This window comes from Planococcus sp. PAMC 21323 (assembly GCF_000785555.1).
Lineage (GTDB): Bacteria > Bacillota > Bacilli > Bacillales_A > Planococcaceae > Planococcus.
In genome coordinates this window covers 589,799-612,112 of sequence record NZ_CP009129.1, presented here as the reverse complement: position 1 = coordinate 612,112, position 22,314 = coordinate 589,799, and the positions used below count along the sequence as shown (strand labels likewise).

Annotated in this window: 22 protein-coding genes; 9 read left to right on the top strand and 13 right to left on the bottom strand. The window is 38.9% G+C overall.

Annotation, left to right across the window (positions count from 1 at the left end; genetic code table 11):
• Positions 1-63: 63 nt before the first annotated feature.
• A complete protein-coding gene (locus PLANO_RS03130; RefSeq protein ID WP_038702918.1) occupies positions 64-564 on the bottom strand; it encodes a hypothetical protein in 501 nt (166 codons plus the stop codon).
• Positions 565-1,023: 459 nt separating this feature from the next.
• On the opposite strand from PLANO_RS03130, the gene PLANO_RS03125 reads away from it, so the two are divergent.
• Positions 1,024-1,245 carry a hypothetical protein gene (locus PLANO_RS03125; RefSeq protein WP_038702916.1) on the top strand — a complete coding sequence of 74 codons (222 nt, stop codon included), beginning with the start codon at positions 1,024-1,026 and terminating at the stop codon, positions 1,243-1,245.
• A gap of 115 nt (positions 1,246-1,360) precedes the next feature.
• Here PLANO_RS03125 and PLANO_RS03120 read toward each other — a convergent pair whose 3' ends face one another.
• The 3 genes from PLANO_RS03120 to PLANO_RS03110 all read right to left on the bottom strand — a co-directional run bounded on the left by PLANO_RS03120 (position 1,361) and on the right by PLANO_RS03110 (position 4,912).
• Entirely contained in the window at positions 1,361-2,494 is a 1,134-nt protein-coding gene (locus tag PLANO_RS03120; protein ID WP_038702914.1) for a glycerate kinase, read from the bottom strand.
• A 64-nt stretch (positions 2,495-2,558) separates the two neighbouring features.
• Complete coding sequence (gene nadX, locus PLANO_RS03115) at positions 2,559-3,338, bottom strand: aspartate dehydrogenase (protein ID WP_038702912.1); 780 nt, start codon at positions 3,336-3,338, stop codon at positions 2,559-2,561.
• A 188-nt stretch (positions 3,339-3,526) separates the two neighbouring features.
• Positions 3,527-4,912 carry an FAD-binding oxidoreductase gene (locus PLANO_RS03110; RefSeq protein WP_038702910.1) on the bottom strand — a complete coding sequence of 462 codons (1,386 nt, stop codon included), beginning with the start codon at positions 4,910-4,912 and terminating at the stop codon, positions 3,527-3,529.
• A gap of 163 nt (positions 4,913-5,075) precedes the next feature.
• On the opposite strand from PLANO_RS03110, the gene PLANO_RS03105 reads away from it, so the two are divergent.
• Complete coding sequence (locus PLANO_RS03105; protein WP_038702907.1) at positions 5,076-5,771, top strand: FadR/GntR family transcriptional regulator; 696 nt, start codon at positions 5,076-5,078, stop codon at positions 5,769-5,771.
• A gap of 65 nt (positions 5,772-5,836) precedes the next feature.
• Here the strand turns inward: PLANO_RS03105 and PLANO_RS16050 are convergent, their stop codons facing one another.
• Together PLANO_RS16050 and PLANO_RS03100 are read right to left on the bottom strand one after the other, a co-directional pair.
• A complete protein-coding gene (locus PLANO_RS16050) occupies positions 5,837-5,974 on the bottom strand; it encodes a hypothetical protein (RefSeq protein ID WP_197053105.1) in 138 nt (45 codons plus the stop codon).
• Between the two features lie 20 nt (positions 5,975-5,994).
• Positions 5,995-7,497 (bottom strand): phytoene desaturase family protein, encoded by a 1,503-nt coding sequence (locus PLANO_RS03100; protein ID WP_038702905.1) that lies wholly within the window; start codon positions 7,495-7,497, stop codon positions 5,995-5,997.
• 294 nt (positions 7,498-7,791) lie between these two features.
• Between PLANO_RS03100 and codA the strand changes: the two genes are divergently transcribed.
• The 6 genes from codA (at position 7,792) to PLANO_RS03070 (ending at position 14,610) form a co-directional block, all read left to right on the top strand.
• Positions 7,792-9,051 carry a cytosine deaminase gene (gene codA, locus PLANO_RS03095; protein WP_038702903.1) on the top strand — a complete coding sequence of 420 codons (1,260 nt, stop codon included), beginning with the start codon at positions 7,792-7,794 and terminating at the stop codon, positions 9,049-9,051.
• 188 nt (positions 9,052-9,239) lie between these two features.
• Positions 9,240-9,758, top strand: a complete 519-nt coding sequence (locus PLANO_RS03090; protein WP_038702901.1) for a sigma-70 family RNA polymerase sigma factor — start codon at positions 9,240-9,242, stop codon at positions 9,756-9,758.
• A complete protein-coding gene (locus PLANO_RS03085; RefSeq protein ID WP_038702899.1) occupies positions 9,751-11,085 on the top strand; it encodes a DUF4179 domain-containing protein in 1,335 nt (444 codons plus the stop codon). Before PLANO_RS03090 ends, PLANO_RS03085 begins: the two co-directional genes overlap by 8 nt.
• Positions 11,086-11,247: 162 nt before the next feature.
• Positions 11,248-11,871 (top strand): NAD(P)H-binding protein, encoded by a 624-nt coding sequence (locus tag PLANO_RS03080; RefSeq protein ID WP_038702897.1) that lies wholly within the window; start codon positions 11,248-11,250, stop codon positions 11,869-11,871.
• Between the two features lie 24 nt (positions 11,872-11,895).
• Positions 11,896-13,521, top strand: coding sequence for an FMN-binding glutamate synthase family protein (locus PLANO_RS03075; RefSeq protein ID WP_038702895.1), 1,626 nt, complete (start codon positions 11,896-11,898; stop codon positions 13,519-13,521).
• A 264-nt stretch (positions 13,522-13,785) separates the two neighbouring features.
• Positions 13,786-14,610, top strand: a complete 825-nt coding sequence (locus PLANO_RS03070) for an STAS domain-containing protein (RefSeq protein WP_038702893.1) — start codon at positions 13,786-13,788, stop codon at positions 14,608-14,610.
• A gap of 59 nt (positions 14,611-14,669) precedes the next feature.
• Here the strand turns inward: PLANO_RS03070 and PLANO_RS03065 are convergent, their stop codons facing one another.
• Positions 14,670-14,921 (bottom strand): SHOCT domain-containing protein, encoded by a 252-nt coding sequence (locus tag PLANO_RS03065; protein ID WP_038702892.1) that lies wholly within the window; start codon positions 14,919-14,921, stop codon positions 14,670-14,672.
• A gap of 136 nt (positions 14,922-15,057) precedes the next feature.
• Complete coding sequence (locus tag PLANO_RS03060) at positions 15,058-17,832, bottom strand: bifunctional diguanylate cyclase/phosphodiesterase (protein WP_038702890.1); 2,775 nt, start codon at positions 17,830-17,832, stop codon at positions 15,058-15,060.
• A 447-nt stretch (positions 17,833-18,279) separates the two neighbouring features.
• Between PLANO_RS03060 and PLANO_RS03055 the strand changes: the two genes are divergently transcribed.
• Positions 18,280-18,735, top strand: coding sequence for a universal stress protein (locus PLANO_RS03055; RefSeq protein WP_038702888.1), 456 nt, complete (start codon positions 18,280-18,282; stop codon positions 18,733-18,735).
• A 107-nt stretch (positions 18,736-18,842) separates the two neighbouring features.
• Here PLANO_RS03055 and PLANO_RS03050 read toward each other — a convergent pair whose 3' ends face one another.
• The 5 genes from PLANO_RS03050 to PLANO_RS03030 form a co-directional block, all read right to left on the bottom strand.
• Complete coding sequence (locus PLANO_RS03050; RefSeq protein WP_038702887.1) at positions 18,843-19,289, bottom strand: SRPBCC family protein; 447 nt, start codon at positions 19,287-19,289, stop codon at positions 18,843-18,845.
• Positions 19,290-19,408: 119 nt separating this feature from the next.
• Positions 19,409-19,906 carry a DUF4825 domain-containing protein gene (locus PLANO_RS03045; protein ID WP_038702885.1) on the bottom strand — a complete coding sequence of 166 codons (498 nt, stop codon included), beginning with the start codon at positions 19,904-19,906 and terminating at the stop codon, positions 19,409-19,411.
• Positions 19,907-20,057: 151 nt separating this feature from the next.
• Positions 20,058-20,948, bottom strand: a complete 891-nt coding sequence (locus PLANO_RS03040) for a hypothetical protein (protein WP_081976620.1) — start codon at positions 20,946-20,948, stop codon at positions 20,058-20,060.
• Between the two features lie 81 nt (positions 20,949-21,029).
• Positions 21,030-21,491 (bottom strand): inner membrane protein YiaA, encoded by a 462-nt coding sequence (gene yiaA, locus PLANO_RS03035; protein WP_038702883.1) that lies wholly within the window; start codon positions 21,489-21,491, stop codon positions 21,030-21,032.
• Between the two features lie 264 nt (positions 21,492-21,755).
• Entirely contained in the window at positions 21,756-22,274 is a 519-nt protein-coding gene (locus tag PLANO_RS03030) for a YcxB family protein (protein ID WP_052124276.1), read from the bottom strand.
• Between the last annotated feature and the right edge of the window lie 40 nt (positions 22,275-22,314).

The following is a 22,314-nucleotide window of genomic DNA, read 5'->3' as shown; positions in this document are numbered from 1 at the left end:
GATTAAAAATCCATGAAAACGACTTTTGTGTTATTCGTTGGTTTGACGAACAACAATCTTAACTTATCGTTCGATGTCACACGTATTCGGCGAAACTTTTCGCAGAACTTCGCCATTACTTTCAAACGTCATTACATTCATGACCGCAAATGATCCTGAAGGTAAGTTCTTGAATGTGACTGAATCGAATTTTTCTTGTGTTTCAGTGTCGAACCATCCACCATGCTCAATGCCATGTGGAGTTACTTTAGAATAAGCAGAAGGCATGTCGAACTTGTACCAGACGTGAAAGCGTACACCGTCCCAGTGGTAAAGTACAGGTGTCCACGTAACCACATCCAGTTCTGTATTCGACATCGATGTTACGTTTTTTGGCGGATATGCTTTAACTACATGCTGACCTAAGTCCTCGTTATATTCACATGCAATATTATGCATCGAATAATCAGAGTAGTAGCTTGTGGTATAAGCCTCTGAAGCTTGTGCCAAAACAGGTAACATTGAAACACTTCCGATGACAATGGAAGACAACAGCAGAAAAAGGATTTTTCTGATGTACTTCATTAGTTCGCACCTTCCTGAACATATTTTCCTCAGTAGGCAAATAGACAGGTTGGTTTAAAAAATCATCGATCATAGCAGTCCTCCTTCCTTGGGCTTGGCTGGCAATGAACAGACAAACAGAATTCGCTGGATGCAGTATCTGGATGTTGGAACTGGTGTCTTGTTTGCCGCCAGAGGAATGTGTATGTGTATGAAACACTGAAAGGCACTGGTTATTTTCTGAAAAAAATCATTTTTATTCTAAGTTTATTAGTATGTATCCAATAATTGATGGCTATATTATATTCCCTTTAACACGGAATGTCAAATTATTATCAATAATAATGTTTTTTTATCTTAATATAGACTTATTTTGTGCGAAAGCGAAAAAATATAAATATTCGTTTCATTTTTTTAAAAATGCTCTTTAAAAATTCTTCATGTATACTATGCATCATACATGTTGGGAGGAACTTGAAAATGACTAAAGAAACTAAAACTTTATCAGGACTTAATTTGAACTTTTGGAAACAAGATCAACATACAATTCACCTTTCAATTAAAAATCCTCATGTTGGAAAAGATTCATGGTTGACAAGTATTGAAAATACTGAAAAACACGACGGTAAACAAATGGCGAGAACCCATGATAATTTGTTTAGAGATTTAAAAGCAATTCTTGAAGCAAATAACAAATGGTAACAAAAAAGGAGCACTCTTTTAGAGTGTCCTTTTTTTGTTACTTTCTTCAAAGTGGTGTGGGATTTCTATTAGAAATTCTCAGAATATGGATAGGTTAAACCGCTTTTTGTTCTAGCTAGCTCTTCTCCATAAATGTCTTAACAGCGATTTGTGTTTTCACCTTCAATTGCTCATAAGCATCCGACATCGCTTGTTCCACCGAAACCTCTGCTCCAACAATCGAATATATCTCACTGAAATAAGGCTCTAATAAATCTTTACTTTCTGAATCGACCATTCCAGAAATCAAAATTACGGGTTTACCCGCTCGCTTTGCCACTTCAGCAATACCGAAAGGCGTTTTACCAGATAATGTCTGACTGTCACTTTTGCCTTCTCCCGTGATGATCAAGTCAGCTGTTTCTAAATAAGACTCGAAGCCAATCGCGTTTAATACCACATCAATACCACGTCGCATGTCTCCTAAGAAAAAGGCTTGTAACGCACCACCCGCCCCACCTGCTGCACCGGCACCTTGTTTATTATGCAGAGCTAGACCTGTTAATTGCTCGATTTTATCAGCAAAGTTTCGTAAATTAACATCCAGCTGTTGGACCATCTCAGGCGTTGCTCCTTTTTGCGGCCCAAATATGGCCGAAGCTCCTTGGTAGCCGACAAAGGGATTTTCCACGTCACTGGCGATTAAGAAGGTACTTTCTTCAATGCGGCGGTCAAAACCGGAACCATCTATTTCTACAAGCTCTCCGAGTGAGCCGCCACCTCGCGCTAAGTGTCGTCCAGCGCTGTCTAAAAACTTCATTCCAAGAGCTTCTAACATTCCAGTTCCGCCGTCATTCGTAGCACTTCCTCCAAGCCCAACGATAAATTTCCGGAACCCCGCGTCTAATGCGTGACCAATCAATTGACCGGTACCAAATGAAGAAGTTATTAAGGGATCTCTTTCATCTTCAGTTAAAAGCATCAGACCGGATGCTTCAGCGATTTCGATCACACAAGTTTGACCATCGCCTAAAACACCGTAACAAGCAGATACGTTACGTCCGAGCGGATCTTCAACTTGATGTTCCACTAATTTACCGCTAGTCGCTCTAACCATCGCCAGCATAGTTCCTTCACCGCCATCTGCTGCTGGTAATGGAACAACATCTATTTGGTAGTCAAGTTCCCGTATCACTTCAGCCATTGCTTCGGCCGCTTCTAGCGCAGATAAACTGCCTTTAAACGAATCAGGTGCTATTATGATTTTCAATTTAGAACCCTCCCGCCAGATTCGTGTATTTAGGATCCTAGTATATAAGAAAACCTCATGCTACTCAGTTTCCAATTCGCAACGCACTTTCTTTATTCTGCAACACACTCAAAATACTCAAAGCCGCAAGAAGACTGGTTTTGGGGTTACTCAGCATCGGGTTGTTTTCGACTTTAAGTTCCATCCGTCCAAAATCCCCTTCAGCTTCAATGACGTGAGAGTTTTGCGTAACGGCTGGGTCAACGATGACACGTACATTTGTTTTTTCAACACCGATTCCTGCGATTGCGAGCACTAACGCCACGTTGACGTTCTTAGGAAACTTTTCAACTGCTTGATATGCAGATCCTTCAAATACTATTTGTTCTTCTTCTGATTCTATCCCGAGCGATGCGGGTGATTTTCGTGTCGTGATCTGAACTCGTGTCAAACCACCAGCCGCTTTAGCTGATTGCAAGACGTCCAATCCGCCAATTGCACCTGAAGGCAAGAATACGGTCGTACCTAAAGACGCTGCTAACTCTTTAACTCTATCTAAAAATGCAGTTTCTTTAAACACGCCGATGCTACTAACGACGAGGTCTTTTTTATGGGCGACCACGTCCTCTACATAAAGACTAGCCGCTTCGATTGTTGATGCTTCTACAACAATATCGAGCGGCGTGTTCAAAAACTCCTCAATATTTGTATAAAAATCAATATGATACTGCTCACTTAAGCGCGGACCCACTCTTTTGTTGCGCCCAAAAACCGCCGTGATTTTGCCGTCGACTAACTGATTGACGTTTATTTGTTCCAATAAATACGCAGCAATATTCCCTGTTCCAATGATTCCGATATTCATACTAATCCTCCTCACGTAACTAGTTCCTCTAGACGCTGTTTTCTAAATTGTAAGCTATTCGATGTTACTAATACAGTTGTTCGATTAAGAACTAAAATAGCTCTAATTCATTACCAGTAGAAGAAAGATCTAAGCAACTACTTCATTTATTAAAAAAGCCGTCCAACATACGGACGGCTAATTATTATTTATTCTATTTTAATATTTTTGCCAGGATTCAATAGATTAGCAGGGTCTAGAGCGACTTTAATTTTTTCCATGACGTCAAAAGCACCGCCGTGTTCTTGGCGTTGATATTTTTGCTTTCCAATTCCTACGCCGTGCTCCCCCGTGCATGTGCCGCCTCTTTCAAGTGCGTACAACACAATGCGTTCATTGAATTTCTGTGATCTTTCTACTTCTTCTAGATTGTTCATATCAATCATGATGAGCGCATGGTAATTGCCATCTCCGACATGTCCAAGTACTCCACCAGGCAAACCGAGCTCTAACAGGTTTTCACGGGCATGTTCGACCGCTCCAGCCAGTTCTGAAATGGGCAAGCATACATCTGTTACCATCATTTTCTTGCCTGGGTGGGCATGGATATACGCATAAGCTAACGAGTGGCGTGCTTCCCACAAACGATTCCGTGCTGCCGTATCCGTTTCAAAATCCACTTCTTTGCAGCCATGTCCTTGAACGATTTCTTGTGTGAATTCAACATCTTGCTTTAATCCGGCTTCATTGCCATGAAACTCTAAAAATAGCGTTGGCTTTTCGAGATACGCTGTATCGTTGTATTTATTTACTTGTCTCATGGATTCCTCATCCAATAGTTCAACACGCGCAATTGGAATGCCCGCTTGCAAAATAGAAACAACCGCTTCTACCGCATCTTTTACGGTTTCAAACGATGCACGTGCCGCCGTGATAAATTCAGGAATCCCGTAAACACGCAGCGTCATTTCAGTAAAGCAACCGAGCGTTCCTTCAGAACCGACAAACAAGCCGTTTAAATGCAGACCCGATGAAGATTTTGCAGCCTTGCTGCCGGTATGAATGACCGCGCCATCTGCTAATACCACTTCTAAATCACGAACTTGATCACGCATAACCCCATATCTCACCGTAGTCGTCCCGCTCGCGTTTGTCGCAACCATTCCACCAAGTGTCGCATCGGCTCCAGGATCTACTGTGAAAAATAAGCCATACTTTTTTAACTCTTTATTGAGTTGCGTACGAGTCACTCCAGGTTGTACTGTCACTAAAAAGTCTTCTTCATAAACCTCTATTATTTTATTCATCAATGAAAAATCAACTGTCATGCCACCGCTTTGTGGAATGACGTGGCCTTCTAAACTGGAACCTAGACCAAATGGAATCACAGGAATTTTGTGTTGTGCAGATACCTTCATAATTGCTGAAACTTGTTCTGTTGTTTCAGGAAAAACCACAATATCCGGTAATTTCATTTGATGATAAGATTCATCTTGGCCATGTAATTCTTTAATTGTTGTATTAACGCTAATTTGCTCAGCGGTTAAATGCTCTTTTAAACTATCTAAAATCTTCTCTTGATTTGCAATGGCCATATTTTTTCGCTCCCTTTTTGCGTTTCATTGTAAAATTGGTCCAACCAATTAACCCAATTATACATAATAATCAGAAAATCACAATGAATTTATCAGACATTAGCGCTTTGTTTCTGTATGATAAAGTAAAGCGTAAAACCTGAACGCAAGGAGAGAATTTGTTTTGAATCATAAGAAAAAGACATACGAATTAATTGTAGAACAGATTACCCTCTTCTGCCTTGAAGAAAATTTACAGCCCGGCGACCGACTCCCCTCTGAGCGAGCTCTTGCAAGTATGTTTGGAGTCAGTCGAAATTCCATTAGAGAAGCGCTAAAGAAACTGGAAAGTAACGACTTGATCGAAACTCGGCAAGGCGGTGGAAGTTTTCTTTCAACACCCAAACGAGAGTTACTTGGCAACGAACTACGGACAAAAATTGATAAAACAAAAGCTGTTTTGATCAATGAAATGCTTGAAGTAAGGCGTGCCTTCGAAGTAGAAGCCGCTTCTCTTGCCGCACAACGCGCCACTCCTGAAAACTTAAAAATGATCAGAAAATCCTTAACGTTAATGGCACAAGCTAAAAATAATCCCGAGTTAGGTGTTCAAGCAGATGTTGATTTTCACTTACAAATAGCACATGCTACAAACAATCACTTATTAATCGATTTGATGGAGACATTGGCAACACGTATGGAAGAAAATATCCGTGAAACACGTAACCATCGCTTTATTGATACGAACCGTCACCAAGAAACGCTCTTTGAACATGAAGAAATCTATAACGCTATTGCATCAAACAATAGCGAATTAGCAAAGCAGCTTATGGACCGGCACATATCGCGTATTCAAACTGAATTAGGAAACTCTATCTAAAAAGACCATCTTCGAAATCTAGTGATTTCATGAAGATGGTCTTTGTTTATATTCATATGTTAAAACTAAAAATAGCTAATCCAGTCAAACAATCCAGCAAGTCCGTACATAACTATGGATACGATGACTACTCCAGCAATAAAATACCCGAAGAGTTTCAATAAATCGAACATCGCACCCATTAAATCATCCATGAAGCTCATCAAATTGCTCCTTTCTGGTTCTACTTACCAGCACTATCTCTTTTCACAATCTTATCACTAACTTGCTGCCCGCTCAATGTCACCATTGGCATACCGCCACCTGGATTGACGGTGCCGCCGACAAAGTACAAGTTGTCATATAGCTCGCTTTGCTTTTTATGTTTAAATCCACCGTTTTTCTTTTTATCGGAAACCGTTCCATAAATCGCTCCGCGGTCTGAACCGTAAACACGTTCGATATCATGCGGAGTCCAAACATCACGTGTGACGATATTGTCACGCAGGTCATGCATGCCCATGCGTTCAAGTTTATCGAGAACGATTTCTTCAAACTTCGCATAATCTTCAGGTGTAAACGGATTATCCTGGATATAAGGAATATGTGGCAAAATCTTAATGTTCTCGTGTCCTTCTGGCGCTTGTGTTGGATCGGTTTTATTGACGTTCACCAGGTAAATCGTTGGATCGTCTGGCAGTTCGTGTTTTTCAAACACTTTCTCCATTTGTTCATGCAAGTTTTCTGAGAAGAAAAAGTTGTGATGATTTAAGAATGGATAAGTTTTTTTAACACCGAGATGCAATACAAGCCCTGAACTTGCGGGTTCGTATTTTTTCTTTAAATCTGCGACAAAGGTTTCGTCTGCTGCCACCATTTTTTTATAAAACGGAATTACTTCCATATTTGATACATAATAATCGGCTTTTTCAAATGACCCGTCTTCAAGTTCAACACCGACAATCTTACCTTCTTCACTTGTCAACGCACGAATGACCCCCATACCTGTATGGAGTTTAACACCAATTTCTTCTGCAAGTTTCACTAGCCCTTCTGCTAGTTTATGTGTACCACCTTTTACGTACCAGCAGCCTTGAGCATGTTGCATATAAATCATCATATTCAACACGGCAGGCGCACTGTACGGAGAAGACCCTACGTACTTCACATAGTATGAAAGCATATCGCGTAAATGCGGATTGCTGATGCGTTTAGATATCGCGCTATACATAGTGGACGTCAGATCAAATCCGGTTAAAGTTGCGAGGATGCCGTTCTGCGCAACTGCTTCTTGTGGTGATTCAAAACCTTCTTTTAAATAGCTGTGTTCGGTCGTCTTGTAAATCTTTCTTGCGTATTTCAGTAATGCATAATACTCATTCATGTCTTTTCGGGAAAGCGCAGGATTGGTCTTTTCCATCAAATCAAGGTCATGATACAAATCCAATACCGTACCATCCGGGAAAAATGACCGCCATTCCCGCTCTAGACGTATGATTTGGACGTAGTCTTCCATGCGCTTGCCACTCTCTTGAAACAATTTATCGAAAATATGAGGCATTGTTAAAATAGATGGGCCGAGATCAAATCCAAACCCATCTTGCTCTAAGCGATTTACTTTGCCACCAATATGATCATTTTTTTCATACAACGAAACCTCGTAACCTTTTTGCGCAAGAGAAATCGCTGCGGACAAGCCGCCAAGTCCTCCGCCAATTACGATTATGGATTTTTGTGAATTACTCATTTATGTACCGCCTTTCTCCCTCATAGTATTAGTTGCTGAAAAGTCTGAAACTTAATTTAAAACATACTACTAAGACAGAGAAATCGAATGCTATATCCCGTTATGTATAGTTTCTTCAAATCTTGTCATTGTCCTCTTTATTCCCTATCTGTTCTTACTAAAAACTTCATTTTATTAACAATGAAGTTCATCCTTTTTAGTTTTCAAGGGGTCGCTCCTGCATGTATCCCCCCAATTTGTTAAGATAGCTATGAGTCAACAAGTACGTATAGACCAAGAAAGGAAGAATGTTAGATGTTATTGAAAAACGCAAAACTTTACGGACAAGAAGGAAAATGGGATATTGCGATTCAAGCAGCGCAAATCCACTCGATCCAAGCCGCATCAAACGATCCCCACACAAGCGATGACCATGTAATCGATTTGAATGGTAAATTGGTATTACCTCCTTATGTAGAGCCGCATATTCACTTGGATTATGTATTGACGGCAGGCACACCGAGATGGAGTAAATCTGGTTCCGTTTTTGAAGGAATTGAAATTTGGGGAGAACGCAAACAACTTATTCATGAAACAAAAGATGATCTGAAAAAGCGTGCGTTAAAAGCCATCGAAATGCAAATCAAGCACGGCATTCAATATACACGAACGCATGTGGACATAGGCGATCCTGAACTAAAAGGATTACGAGCAATGTTGGAACTAAAAGAAGAAATTAAGCCGTGGATGGACCTGCAAATTGTGGCGTTTCCACAAGAAGGACTGTACACCAATCCCGATAGTGAAGCGTTATTGATCAAAGCACTCGAAATGGGAGCTGACGTAATTGGTGGAATCCCTCATTACGAGCTAACACGTGAAGACGGCGTTCGTTCAGTTGTGAAAGCTTTAGAACTGGCAGTGAAATACGATAAATTAGTCGATATTCATTGCGATGAAATTGACGACGACCAATCGCGTTATTTAGAAGTTCTAGCAGGAGAGGCCATGAAACTCGGTATCGGACATCGGGTAACGGCAAGTCACACGACTGCTATGGCCTCTTATAGCAACGCTTATACGTATAAATTATTCCAAACGCTAAAAAAAGCCAACATCAACTTTGTTTCATTGCCAAAAGCGAACCTTCACTTGCAAGGCCGCTTTGATGGGCATCCCGCTCGTCGTGGTGTGACTCGCGTTAAAGAATTACTAGCTGAAAACATTAACGTTTGTTTCGGCCTCGACTCCATTATGGATCCATGGTATCCGCTTGGCGACGGCAATTTAATGACTGTTGTGGATACAGGTCTTCACGCGTGTCACATGACCGATTACGCACATATCATTAAAGCACTCGACTTGATCACAGTAAACGGCGCTAAAACTCTCGCAATCGAAGAAGAGTACGGCGTTAAAGAAGGCAACAACGCCAATTTAATCGTCATCGATTCTGATTCTGAATACGAAGCCGTTCGGACACAAGCAGACGTTCTTTACTCGATTCGAAACGGAGAAATCATTGTTGAAACAAAACCAGCCCAAACAACCATGAACATTCCGCTCTTTTCGTAAGCCCTATTACAGTTAATAGCATACAAAAAACCGTGATTCCTTAAAAAGAATCGCGGTTTTTTATTGAATGAGTTTTAATCTCTCATTTCCTACATGAAAATTCCCCTCTCAAAAAATAATTAATTTCGCATGAACTTTTTCCGCTCTGCTATGTCTAATATATAACTAGAGAAAATGAGGTGTTAACTGTGGACGAAACCAAGATCGCTCAAAAAGCAATACGTGGTGAGGAAGAAGCTTTTATCCTACTAATGCATATACATAAAGAATCCTTGTTGCGTACTGCTTTGGCGTTCCTCAAAAATGAACATGATGCGCTAGAAGCTTTACAAGAAACCACTTATCGAGCCTTCAAAAAAATCCATACATTAAAAGAACCTAACTATGCAAAAACTTGGCTAATCCGCATTATGATTAACTATTGCCAAGATCAACTAAAAAAAGACAAACGATTTTTACATAACGGAAACGCTATCGACTCCGCTTTTTCGGATGATTTAACACAAATCGAATTACAAGAAGCGATGAATGCGTTATCCCCCGGTGACCAACAATTAATTTACATGAAGTATTTTCAAGATATTAAAATTAAAGACATTGCAGTTATTGAAAAGATTCCTGAAGGTACGGTGAAATCACGCTTACATAAAACCTTGCGCACCCTCCGCAAATATTTTGAAGATAAAGGAGAGATTGATCATGTATGAAAAAGAGGAAAAGAAATTGAACGATTTCAAAAACCACTTGGAACAACTTTCTCTCCCTATCGATAAAGCTGATCAAGCAATTTCACAAGGACTTGAACGAGCCAAACGAGAAAAAATGCACACCCGCGCTAAACGGAAACGAACACTTTGGAGTCTAGCTGCAGCTGCATTGTTAATTCTTACATTGGTCACGACCATTCGTGTGTCTCCTACTTTTGCAAATGCTGTGGCATCCCTTCCAGGAATGGAGAAGTTCGTGGAGTTAATTCAAGACGATAAAGGGCTTACGGCTATATTTGAAAATGACTATTACCAATCTATTGGAGAATCACAAACAATCGGGCATACTACATTGACAATTGATGGCGTCATTTTAGATGAATCGGGAATGAATATTTTCTATACAATAGAATCACCTGTAGAAATGAATGATATCGTCATTGAAAATCCCGTTTTACTCAATCAACAAAAGCTCGATTCAACAAGCATTTCGTATAGTTTTCCGGCATCTGAAGAACAATCGCCAAAAATCTATACAGATATTATTAAATACGCGTTCGACGAACCAACAAAATTTGAAGATTTATCCTTTACACTTGAATTAGAAACTCTTTTAAACAACAAACCGTTTGATTTTTCCATACCATTCACAATTCCGGAAAATACGAAGCCAAGCATCACTTATGAAATGGGGAAAGAAGTTGAAGTGGATGGCCAAAAATTTTCCATTGATCAAGTCACGATTCACCCCCTTCGTGTTAGTGTGAAAATCTCATTTGATCCAACGAACACGAAGAAAATTCTACAATTTGAAGACATGCGACTTGAAGATGAAGACGGAGAAATCTGGAGTTCAGCCACAAATGGAATTTCAGCTTCTAATCTTACTGAAGACGGAGAAGTCATATATTATTTGCAAAGTAATTATTTCGAAAAACCGAAACAATTGTATTTGCGAATAGATAAAATCCAAGCAGTTGATCAAGAAGATTCTTATTTCATGATCGATACTGATCAGAACTTACTGCTCCACAGTCCAAAAGACAATCGATTAACGTTAACCAAATCAAACCGGTCTGGATTTGAGTTGACCTTAAAAATGGAAGAAGGAGAAGAACTTCCTTATGGAATTGACCAGCAAATTACAGATGCCAATGGCGACCCCATTGATACCCGCTATTCCGGAATATCGGGTGCCTATGAAGGAAGAAAAATGATTGATATTGGCATTGAAGACAACGGGTATACAAATCCTTTGAAAGTGAATTTGTTCGCTTATCCGAATTACCTCGACGAGACTGTAAAGGTTAAAATCCCAACAAAATAGCAGCATGCACATGACAGGGCCTACCGCAGGTCCTGTCTTTTGTTCTTTATAATTAAGACTATTGTTCTCTAGTTAATAAACCCGTTCTTTTCTATTAAATGGTTTCATTGCTCGAGCGGAAGGGAAAAGTTGAATACAGCAATTTATATGGGGAGGGATTGGATGAAAGTATTCGTATTTGGTGGCGGCGGAGATGTCGGTGAGTATTTGTTACGGAAGCTTGCTGCAGAAAACCATGAAGCGATCACGATTGCAGAAACCGAGAACCGAGCAGAAGAACTGAAAATGATTGGTGCTGCCGATGTATGCGTCACGAAGGATTATGATTTTGTCGAAGCGATTTCAGGATGTGATGCGATTATTTATATAGCTGGCGCAAATCCGACTGCCGGTGAAAATAGAAACGTCCTTGTTGATAAAAAAGCGGTTGCCCGTGCCATGAAAGAAGCACGTAAACAAGGCATTGAACGGGTTATTTACTTAAGCCCCGCTCGTGTAGACGAGTCTGCGGAATCCCAAGAAACAGGCGGCAAGAAAATTCCCGAAGAACTTATTAAGCTGGATGGCTTTACTTATACAGTCGTCTATTCGAGCCGTGGCGTTCACAAACCAGGTAAAGGACTGATAGACATTATTACTTCTCCAAGCAAAAAGGTCATGGAAATTCCTTATGAAGACATCGCTGCTGTCTTAGTCCAATCCCTTACCAACAAAGCTACATACAATAAAACACTCAAAATAGTAGCTGGAAACATGCCAATTGAACATGCGTTGAAAAACGGATAAAAAAACTTAAAAAAGGTGGATTTTATGGGAAAAATAACGAAATACTTACCATCAGCATTAGTGGGGACTACAATTGCTGCTCCACTTGCTTATATTGCATATATCTATCAAAAAGATAATCATCAAAAACAACATGCGGTTCTCCGTAATTTCCCGCTACTCGGACGGGTTCGCTATATGGCTGAACACGTGGGTCCAGAGCTACGCCAATATTTATTTTCTGGTGACAATGAAGGGCTGCCCTTCTCTCGCATACAGTACCAAGATATCGTCAAAGCCGGAAAATACAATGAGCGGTTAATCGGATTTGGCTCTAGTCGCAATTTTGCAGAAGACGGTTTCTATATTCGCAACTCCCTCTTCCCCAAATTACGGACCGAGTTAAGAGTCGACAATAGTCAAAAAGTGACGACGTATCAATATGTCATTGACAATGAAGGCTTGATGTCACGGAAAGAGCATAGAGAAGAAGTTCTTAGTGACCCTTACTACTTACGAGATGAAGATGCAGTTGTGCTCGGTGAAGGCTATTGTAGACAACCATTTCGCATAAAAGGACAAGTGGGCATGTCCGCAATGAGCTACGGCGCATTAGGTGAACATGCCATTACCGCATTATCAAAGGGACTCGGCATTGCAGGTGGCACTTGGATGAATACGGGAGAAGGCGGAATTTCGGATCATCACTTGGCTGGTGACACAGATTTGATCATGCAAATTGGTCCAGGTCTTTTTGGTGTGCGGACACCTGGTGGTGAATTTTCTTGGGAAGCATTTAAAGAAAAAGCAGACATGGAAAAAGTAAAAGCTTTTGAAGTGAAACTCGCACAAGGTGCAAAAACACGTGGTGGACATTTAGAAGGTCAGAAAGTAACTGAAGAAATTGCACGTATACGGTTGATTGAACCAGGTAAAACTGTAAACAGTCCAAACCGTTTCACAGAATATGATTCGTTTGATAAGCTATTTGATTTTATTGAAGACATGCGTGAAGTTGGTGGTAAACCGGTTGGCATGAAAATTGTGGTCGGCGACGTTGAAGGACTCGAGGAAATGGTACAAATTATGAAAGACAGCGGTAAAGGGCCTGACTTTATCACCATCGACGGCGGTGAAGGTGGAACTGGCGCGACCTATCAAGAACTTGCTGATTCAGTTGGCTTGCCGATCTTAACTGCTTTACCCATTGTCGACGAATTGCTTCGTCAATACGGTGTACGTGACCGTGTGAAACTGATTGCTTCTGGAAAACTCATCACCCCCGATAAAATAGCGATTGCGCTATCAATGGGTGCTGACTTAGTCAATATCGCACGAGGCTTTATGATTAGTGTCGGTTGCATCATGGCCGGAGTTTGTCATACAAATACCTGTCCTGTTGGTGTCGCGACAACTGATCCTGATTTACAAGACGGGTTAGTCGTTGGCGAGAAAATGTACCGCGTTGCCAATTACGTTATGTCGTTGCGTGCCGGATTGTTTAACGTGGCGGCGGCAGCAGGAGTCGAATCGCCAACTATGCTTGAGCGCAAACATTTAACTCATAAAGACATTCAAGGACGCATTTCGTCTGTTGGCAGTATGCTTCATAAAATCGAACAAGAAGAACGCGAAGAAAAAGACGTAGAAGATTTGCCAGCTAAACACTAACTCTATTAAAAAGCAGGAAGATAATCCTTTTAAGGAGTCTTCCTGCTTTTTCATGACACAATTAATATCTTCTGATAAAAAAGTGGATTGTTTAAAGTAAACGTTTTCTTTTTGATCATGAAAATGTTTCTCTCTACACGCCTATGGGTAATAGTAAAATGTTTGCTACCTTATTGATACTACATTCAACGAATATTATTAATGCTATACTAAATACATAAGTTAAAGTGACCAAATAGTTTTCATGGTAAAGGAGATAAACTAATGACTGAGGCATTACAAAGTTCAGAAAAAATTAAAGCGTACTTTTTGCAAAATCAAATAGCATTTGAAGAAAAATTAGTTGAAGAAGCAGTTACTGTGAAGGACAAGATTAATGAAATATTGACTGTCGGCAACATCGACCTTGTAACCAATGCTCATAAAGTTGTCGGGCATATTATTGACGGACAAGAAGAAGAACTAAAATTATTTGCCAAACAAGAAGGAATTGCCTGGGCAACACACTCGATTGAGCTATCATTTAAATTAGAATGGATTCAAGCCATTCGCCGTACCCTTTGGACTTTCCTTCAGAAATACGATGAAGCTACACCTAACGAAGTCGCATTCGATTTTTTCACTATGGAAAAAGATATCAATACACGCGTCGATACTTTTTTAAACACATTTTTTATTAGCTATTCGACGTATAAAGATTCCTTGATTTTGGCACATCGACAACTTGTCGAAAACTTGTCCGTACCCATTATCCCGATTGGTACTTCGGTCTCTATTTTGCCATTAATCGGTTCGATCGATTCTTTCCGAGCAGAAATTATCGAAGAAAAAGTGTTAACTGAAGTTAGTGTATCTCGCATTCAAACACTGATTCTAGATTTGTCTGGAATTGTCGACATGGAGCCTGAAGTCATTCACCACATCATGAAAATTATTGATGGCTCTTCAATGATGGGTTGTCAATCCATCATTACTGGATTACGCGCAGAGGTCGTTCGGAAAATGGTATCCCTCGGATTGTTATTTGATCCAAAAACAAAAACACTTGGCACCTTGCAGCAAGCGCTAAAAGAGTATTTGGTTGTGTAATAATGATACAGAAAAAACCGCGATTTGGAGTTAGTTATCCAGACCGCGGTTTTTATGTTTTATAAAAGTTTTTTCTTGATTTCCTCAAATTCTTCAGTTGTAATTTCTCCTTTCGCTAACCTATTTTTAGCTATTTCCATCGCGTCTGCACTCGAATCTTTTCGGGTATTAGGTGTATTATTGTTCGTGTTATTGCTGTTTTTCATAAAAAAGTAAATGGCAAAGCCGATGATTATGACTAATAAGATTAACACCCAAAGCCCTCCTCCCATGCCCATACCCCAGTTCATTCCCCAACCTGGTCCCATCATTACTTTCAACCTCCCTTACTTCATTAAGTTAAATGTATACCTTTAACGTGCAGAATGTGTGAAGTTTGACTCGGATACTACATAAAAAAACCGCGATTTGAATTGATTCAAATCGCGGTTCCTGATAAATATTCGCTTAAATATTGGGTACTAATTGGTCAATATACTTTGCTAACTCTTCAGCAGGCAAGGGTTTACTATAATAATACCCTTGGATGTTAAAGCAATTTTTAGCGATTAAAAAGTCTAATTGTTCCACCGTTTCTACACCTTCAGCAATAACATTCAAGTTAAGGTTTTGAGCCAGCGTGATGATTGTACTTGTAATCGCGGCGTTGTCTTTATCTGTTAAAATATCAAGCATGAACGATCTGTCTATTTTCAACGTATCAATCGGGAAGTTTTTCAAATAACCTAAAGATGAATACCCTGTCCCAAAGTCATCTAACGCTATTTTAATACCCAACGCTTTTATTTCTCTCATCTTCTCCAAAGTTACATGCGTATTTTTGAAAATCTGATTTTCAGTCAGTTCAATATGCAAAAATTCTGGAGCTATGTCTGTCTCCACTAATATGCTTTCAATCATCGGGATCAAGTCGTCTTCTTCAAACTGTCTACCTGATAAATTCACGGAGACGGTCATTTGTGTGTGGCCTTGTGCATGCCATGTTTTCAATTGTTTACATGCGTTCAAAAGCACCCATCTTCCAATTGGTACGATTAACCCTGTTTCTTCTGCAACCGGAATAAATTCAATTGGTGATACCATCCCTCGCGTAGGATGGTTCCATCGAAGCAATGCTTCTGCTCCAAGAATGCGGTTGGTTTTGCAGTTTATTTGTGGTTGGAAATGAAGACTCAGTTCTTCATTTTCTAACGCTTTATTCAAGGCGTTTTCCAAATAAATGCTCTCCATGCTCCAATCACTCATATCATTATTAAAGAAATGATGATATGTGCCGGATTTTTCTTTTGATTTGTACATCGCGGCATCTGCGTTTTTAATCAACACTTCTGCTGTATTGCCGTGTTCTGGGAACACACTGATGCCAATACTCGTTTTAACATATACTTCATTTCCTTTTAGAGAAAATGGTTCAGTAAATGACTCTACTAGTTTATTCACAAGGTTTAACACTTCTTGATTGTTGTCATAGTCTGGTAAGACGATGGTAAATTCATCGCCTCCTTGTCTCGACACAAATGCTTTTTTCGGTACACTCCGTCGTAAGCGATTTGCTACATTCTTTAATAACATATCTCCGTAACTATGGCCGAAACTATCATTTATTATTTTAAAACGATCCAGGTCCAAGTATAATACCGCCACTTTTTGTCCAGAACCTATGGCTTTTTCTGTTTGCTGCTTTAAGTAATCTTCTAGTAAAATACGATTTGGCAAATCAGTCAAATGATCATAATATGCTAAATGACTAACTTCTTTTTCTAATTGCTTTCTCTTTGTAATGTCTCTGAACGTAACTACTTCACCGATGAGTTGTTCATTTTCTTTTATAGAAGAAACAACATACTCAACAGAAAACGGATTGCCATCTTTTTTTAGAAACTTTAAATCTTCTTCTAAAGAAATAGTTGCCAGGATTAAATCTTGGTTTTTTGGCAAAAGATTTTTATAGGACTGACCGATTAATTCTTCCTTTTGATACCCCAATATTGAAGCAGCTGCTCGGTTGCAAAACGTAATTTTATTTTCTAAATCAAAACCAAAAATACCTTCTTCTACCGAATTCAATATTAGCTCTTTTTCTCTACTAAGATTCTCTAACTCTGAAACCACTGTATTTAGTTCATTATTTTTTGAAACAACTTCTGATGTCCGTTGTTCGATCAAAAGTTCCTGCTTGTCCATATACAACAAGTTGGAAAGTGTTGACGCAGTAGCCTCTGTAATTGATTGAGCAAGCTCAATATCTGACTCACAAAAGACCTTATTATCTTCCTCAAAACTAACAAGAACGAGTGCTCCTAAAACTTCTCCCATTGATACAAAAGGAAGCATGAGCATACCTGTAATTCCAAATGTTTTACATACCTCTTGGTTGACTCTATCGTCTTTTGTCACATCTCGAATACAAAGTGGCTTTTTAGAAGCGATCACAGCGTCAAACACACGATCATTCGATGGGTCAAACTGAAGTTGCTCGTGTTTGTCTAACCAGTCCTCTTCAACCCATTCACTTTTAGTACTTAAATTAGTCGGTTTCATCTTTGCATCCACTATTGGATCTAATAAGTGCACACCAATATTGTCATTTTTCAAAACCTTACCGACATAATGGAAGCATTTTTCCATAACATCAGTCATTGAGGAAGTCATAGACAAGTCCCGCGTCAAATCTAGCAGTAATTGCTTTTCAGCAAGAATGCTTTCCTTACGCTGCAAATTCTTAACGTTGCGAATGGCTACACCTGCCATGTTGACATAAGCTTCTACAGTTTGTATTTCATCTGCAGTCAAATCCATTGGAATACCATAGTCAAAGAGAAATACCAGACCGAATAATTCGCCTTCATACGAAATTGGAAGTGCTAATAGCGACTTGATACCGAACCCTGCAACTGCCCTTGGATCAGGACGGTTGTCTTTCGACGTATCTGCTATGTAAATGGTTTGCTGCGTTTCGATTACTTCTTTTGCTAATAAATCATATTCTGTATCCACTACATGCATATCAAGTGTCATGCCATTAATAATAGCTGGTTTTCCAACATACCCTCGGAAACTCCCGTCTTCTTGTGGCAAGTAAATTCCGACAGAGTCACAACGTACAACTTCTTCAGATATAGCTGTTATAACATGCTCTAGCAAAGGGCGTAATTCAAAGTTTGTATTGATCAATTTTGTTATATGGGCCAATCGTGAATACCTAGTTTGTTCAATCTCCATTAACAAAGCCTCCATTCATTGACCTAGTGTTCATTAGCTTAGTATAAGCAACGATTTATCTATATAATCTCTAATCAAGCATTTAGGTAATATGTTTTCTATATTTTTATTACTCTCGAACTATTAAAAACGATAAAAGAAATGTAAAAATGGTTTTTCATGTCTATCATTATCTTTTATTACTTTATCATTAATATCGGCATAAACCTTTTAAAAGTTAATAAGAAATTGATAATATTTTATGTGAATTGAGAATTAGCGATAACCCGTGGAATCCTACTCCATTAAATAGTCTAGCATTTTTTGTCCGTACCTAACTTAATATATGAACATATTTAATATTAAGACCACTTAATTATTTATTAGAATATTCAGATTAAAAAAGGGTTTTCACTAGTTTTGAAGAATTATAATAAAGATGCGAAAAAAAACATAGGAGGAATTAGCATGACATTGCAATACAAACGTATTCTTGTTGCTATTGATGGTTCAAAGGAAGCCGATTGGGCATTTAAAAAATCCCTTGAAATTGCGAAACGTAATGAAGCTGCGTTGAACTTAATTTATGTAGTGGATACGCGTTCCTATTCAGCAATGACAAAGAGCGTACCAGACCCAGAGGACAGAATTTTTGATCACGGAAAAGAACTATTGAACAACTACAAAAAAGATGCCTTAGCATCAGGAATCTCGAGTGTACATGTGTATGCAGTCCCTGGTTCCCCCGAAAAAGTAATTTCGCGTGATTATGCAAAACGCTTGGACATCGACCTTATCGTTTGTGGAGCTCAAGGGTTAAATGCAGTAGAGCAATATATATTGGGCAGTGTGTCTCAACATATTGTCAGTAGTAGCCCTTGTGATGTTTTAGTTGTTCGTAGAGAGCAAAAAACAGAAGAATAAACAAAACTTTAAAAGACCAGTAGGCTTATTTTACAAGTCTACTGGTCTTTACTATATTGTATTCGGAAATTAGCATAGAAAAAGTCACTTTCATCTTTTTACTTAATTTACTCGCTTTCACTGATGTCTTTTAAGTTCTGCAAAGTTTGTTCTACAGAATTAGCCATTAGCTTTTTAATGTATAGTGTATTAACCAGTTTCCCAATAATATTGCCGTTTAAATCATAATCCATTTCGAAATGGATTTCGGTCCCCCCTTCTTTAGGGTAGTAACGCCATGTTTGTCTCGCATCAAGCGCGCCTGTAATAAGACAACGCCAAACATAACTATCGCCAATCGTCGCGTTTTCTTCCACAAGTAAATGCAATTCCAAACCTGTCCCAAAAAAGAAATACTTTAAATCCATACTCGTCCCTTTAGCACCGGATCCCAGGAGGTTTTCTGCTTCGGACAATCCTGCGTACCATTGATACCAAAACTTCGGATTTGTTGCGAACTTATGGACTTCGCCTATCCCACAGTCGATAAAAACAGTCTTTTTCACATTCCACATTCCGCGTACTCCCTTCCTATGAAATCACCGAATGCTGATAGCTTACTAGAATATGACTCTCTTTTAAATATAACATGTGTCACATTTAAATAAACTGATTTTTCTGACTTTATTTCATTTTATTTAAACTTATTTAAGAATTGCGTTCTCACTTTTCTATCTTCTAGCTGAACTTGGATCAGCTCATTTAGTTTTTCTTCACTATTAATTTCACTTAAGTTTACTTTGTACCAACCTTCCAGTTCTTCTCTTGTCAGTTGAAACTCTTCAAGACCATCAACTGTTTCGAACTTTAGCGATACCCAATCTACATTTTTGATCAATGTAAATAAATAAGAAGTGTTGGTAATAACGGTTTCTTCTATATCGATAGCTGATTCTGACCAGTCATAGTCAACAATAATTCCATAAGGCTCTTGTTTTGTTTGAAGTTCAACACCTCTAAAATAGTCTGCACCTTGCAGCTGGATCACCGTGTTAACTACTGCACTATTATCCCCTACGTATGAGTCTTTATATTTAAACAAATCGGTATAGGGGCCGTCTGCCTCTGAATTACAGCCACTTAATAAGGCTAATACAACTAACAAAATCAAAGATTGACTTAGTCGATTCAATTTTACACTCCCTTTTTATTCTTCTATTTAATTTAACGATTCAATTCACTCAGAGTTTCATTTTCTGAAAAACAAATTAAAAAGCGGTAGAGAAAATGTTAATTTTTCTCTACCGCTTTTGTGTTGAGTGATTTATTTAAACTTCTATGAATTACCTCTGATTTTGAGTCATTACGGTTTGAATAAGATGCCCCATTACTAAGCCTTTAAATTCATCTGAAACAGATTTACCTGCAGGATCTTTATAATACAGAAGGTTTGTATCTTCCTTATAAGTAAAGCCCATTTCTAGAAATTTGCTTTTTAAAGACGCTGGCAATTGGTCGCTACCTGTCAGTTCTTTAAAATACGGTGTTGTCTCAATCGATACAGCCACATCGTCTAGGCTAGATTTCAACAAGAATAAATCCTTATCACTTTTAATAATCCATTGTCCTTTAGAGTAGATGGCTATTTGCAGGTATTCCAATTTAGAAATCCCTTCCAAGTCGACGCCATAAATATAATTAATTAGTTTACGACTTTCTGCTCCCGTAAGTACATAACCATGTACTTTCAAATAGCGATCCATTACCTTGTTTTTTGACATATCCATAATTTTTTCGTCTTTTACTTTAGATGTTGGTTCTTCTTTTAAAGACACTCGTAAACTTTTCATAATGTCATCCAAGTAGACGTCCAACCTACTGCCGTAATCCTTTTTCGAAATCGTATTCAAATCAACAAGAAAGACTTCTTCTACCGCACGTCGAACTTCATTTCCTTTTAGCTTTTTACCAAATGAAACTAAATAATAATCCATCACTTCTGCTTTCGGCATCTTGTTGATGACATCATCCACTTTTGTAGATTTTGCATCTTCGCCTAAACCAACACGCACCGCTTCCATGACTTTTTTTGAATACTTCGTATCTTCTTTATGTTGTTGCGCTTGTTGAACAGTTGACGACGTTTCATGTGCAAAAACGCTGCCAACTCCTCCTGTAAATAACATGCTTGTTAATAAGGCAGAGACGATCAGTTTTTTAAATTGGATTTTCAATTGGTTTCCTCTTTCTGTTTTTAAACTTTTATCGTTTTTTCTTTATTTGTCGATAGATCTACCTAAACTCTTACAGCACTTTTATGATTCATCCATATTGTTTGCTTCTTCTGTATCGCGGACGTTCTTTTGTACCGTTACAACCGCAAACAAACTCAAGACAAACGAAATACCGTAAAAGCCTTTTTCGCTTAATGTAATACTGCCCGCGTTAAATAAGCCAATCGCCATAAGTGCGATTGCCGAAATGAGCGCAAACCAGCTAATGCCGTAATACAAATTGGTAACGCGTATTCCTTCATCGCGGTCTCTCACCGCTTTTTGAAGCGATACGGCAGAATACAGTCCAAGAATCATTACCGTAATATAATAGCCTTTTTCATTTAATTCCATTCCTGCATTGTACAAACCGACCAAGTACGTCGATACTCCAATGAGCAATGCTCCCCAAGCCGCGCCTTTAAACGCGCCGGTCGGTTCTCCGAGCCTGCGTTTCTCTACCGTTTTTTTCGCGAACACGTCTTCTTCTTTTTCCCCTAACATACACATATCCCCTAACTTTTTAATAGCGCGAATCTTACTTTCTGTCGTATTGATGTCTTAATTTTACAAATCTTTTATTAAGATTATTTTACCATATATAATAGAAAACTTTACAACTGATTTTGAATTAATCTTTAATAGCCTGATTTCATAGAAATTAAAAAGCCACCGGACAGAATATCTTCTGCCGGCGACCCTGCAACGCGTATTGGATTTAGTTTATCGTCTTATCTTCATGTAACAAAATGAGTGCTAACTTAAGCTTTAGCTCTCATTATTAATTTTATCCAGTAAAAATTGACGAACTCTATCAACATCCACCAAACTGCTTTTGGGAACAATAAAAGCAGATAAGCCACTATTATATAAATACAAATTGGATGTGTCTTCGCCGAAACTTTCGATACCTGCCCATGATACGAGTTCTTCACCCGTTGCACTGACTTCTCGAAGACCGACTTCTGTGAAAATCATTGTATGCGTACCTAGTATTCCTGCATTTTTTCCTTCTTGAAGTAACTTCTTGGCCGATTTCCGTATGTGGTGATAAAAATACCGCGGATAAAACACAGCCCATAAAATTCCCATGATCAGAAATGGAATCACCATGAACAAGATTGGGATATCCAATACAAACGAAAGTACGATAGCCATCACTACATAAATAATAGGGACCAACACTCGCTGCATGGTCATTGTTTTTCTTACCGTTTTGGAATTTTGTGCGTGGTATAAATTAAAATCAATATACGCCTCTTCGGTTACATCATAGACAATCTCCATGTTCTTAGTTAGCTCCTTTTTATTGACCTTTGCAGTTTCT

Coding starts and splice junctions, on each gene's coding strand:
- yiaA (WP_038702883.1), bottom strand. CDS start 21,491: ATGTTAGGGGAAAAAGAAGAAGACGTGTTCGCGAAAAAAACGGTAGAG.
- PLANO_RS16050 (WP_197053105.1), bottom strand. CDS start 5,974: ATGAGCTTCATGGATGATTTAATGGGTGCGATGTTCGATTTATTGAAA.
- codA (WP_038702903.1), top strand. CDS start 7,792: ATGTTATTGAAAAACGCAAAACTTTACGGACAAGAAGGAAAATGGGAT.
- PLANO_RS03070 (WP_038702893.1), top strand. CDS start 13,786: ATGACTGAGGCATTACAAAGTTCAGAAAAAATTAAAGCGTACTTTTTG.
- nadX (WP_038702912.1), bottom strand. CDS start 3,338: ATGAATATCGGAATCATTGGAACAGGGAATATTGCTGCGTATTTATTG.
- PLANO_RS03050 (WP_038702887.1), bottom strand. CDS start 19,289: ATGTGGAATGTGAAAAAGACTGTTTTTATCGACTGTGGGATAGGCGAA.
- PLANO_RS03130 (WP_038702918.1), bottom strand. CDS start 564: ATGAAGTACATCAGAAAAATCCTTTTTCTGCTGTTGTCTTCCATTGTC.
- PLANO_RS03085 (WP_038702899.1), top strand. CDS start 9,751: ATGTATGAAAAAGAGGAAAAGAAATTGAACGATTTCAAAAACCACTTG.
- PLANO_RS03030 (WP_052124276.1), bottom strand. CDS start 22,274: ATGGAGATTGTCTATGATGTAACCGAAGAGGCGTATATTGATTTTAAT.
- PLANO_RS03100 (WP_038702905.1), bottom strand. CDS start 7,497: ATGAGTAATTCACAAAAATCCATAATCGTAATTGGCGGAGGACTTGGC.
- PLANO_RS03110 (WP_038702910.1), bottom strand. CDS start 4,912: ATGGCCATTGCAAATCAAGAGAAGATTTTAGATAGTTTAAAAGAGCAT.
- PLANO_RS03080 (WP_038702897.1), top strand. CDS start 11,248: ATGAAAGTATTCGTATTTGGTGGCGGCGGAGATGTCGGTGAGTATTTG.
- PLANO_RS03055 (WP_038702888.1), top strand. CDS start 18,280: ATGACATTGCAATACAAACGTATTCTTGTTGCTATTGATGGTTCAAAG.
- PLANO_RS03060 (WP_038702890.1), bottom strand. CDS start 17,832: ATGGAGATTGAACAAACTAGGTATTCACGATTGGCCCATATAACAAAA.
- PLANO_RS03075 (WP_038702895.1), top strand. CDS start 11,896: ATGGGAAAAATAACGAAATACTTACCATCAGCATTAGTGGGGACTACA.
- PLANO_RS03065 (WP_038702892.1), bottom strand. CDS start 14,921: ATGATGGGACCAGGTTGGGGAATGAACTGGGGTATGGGCATGGGAGGA.
- PLANO_RS03125 (WP_038702916.1), top strand. CDS start 1,024: ATGACTAAAGAAACTAAAACTTTATCAGGACTTAATTTGAACTTTTGG.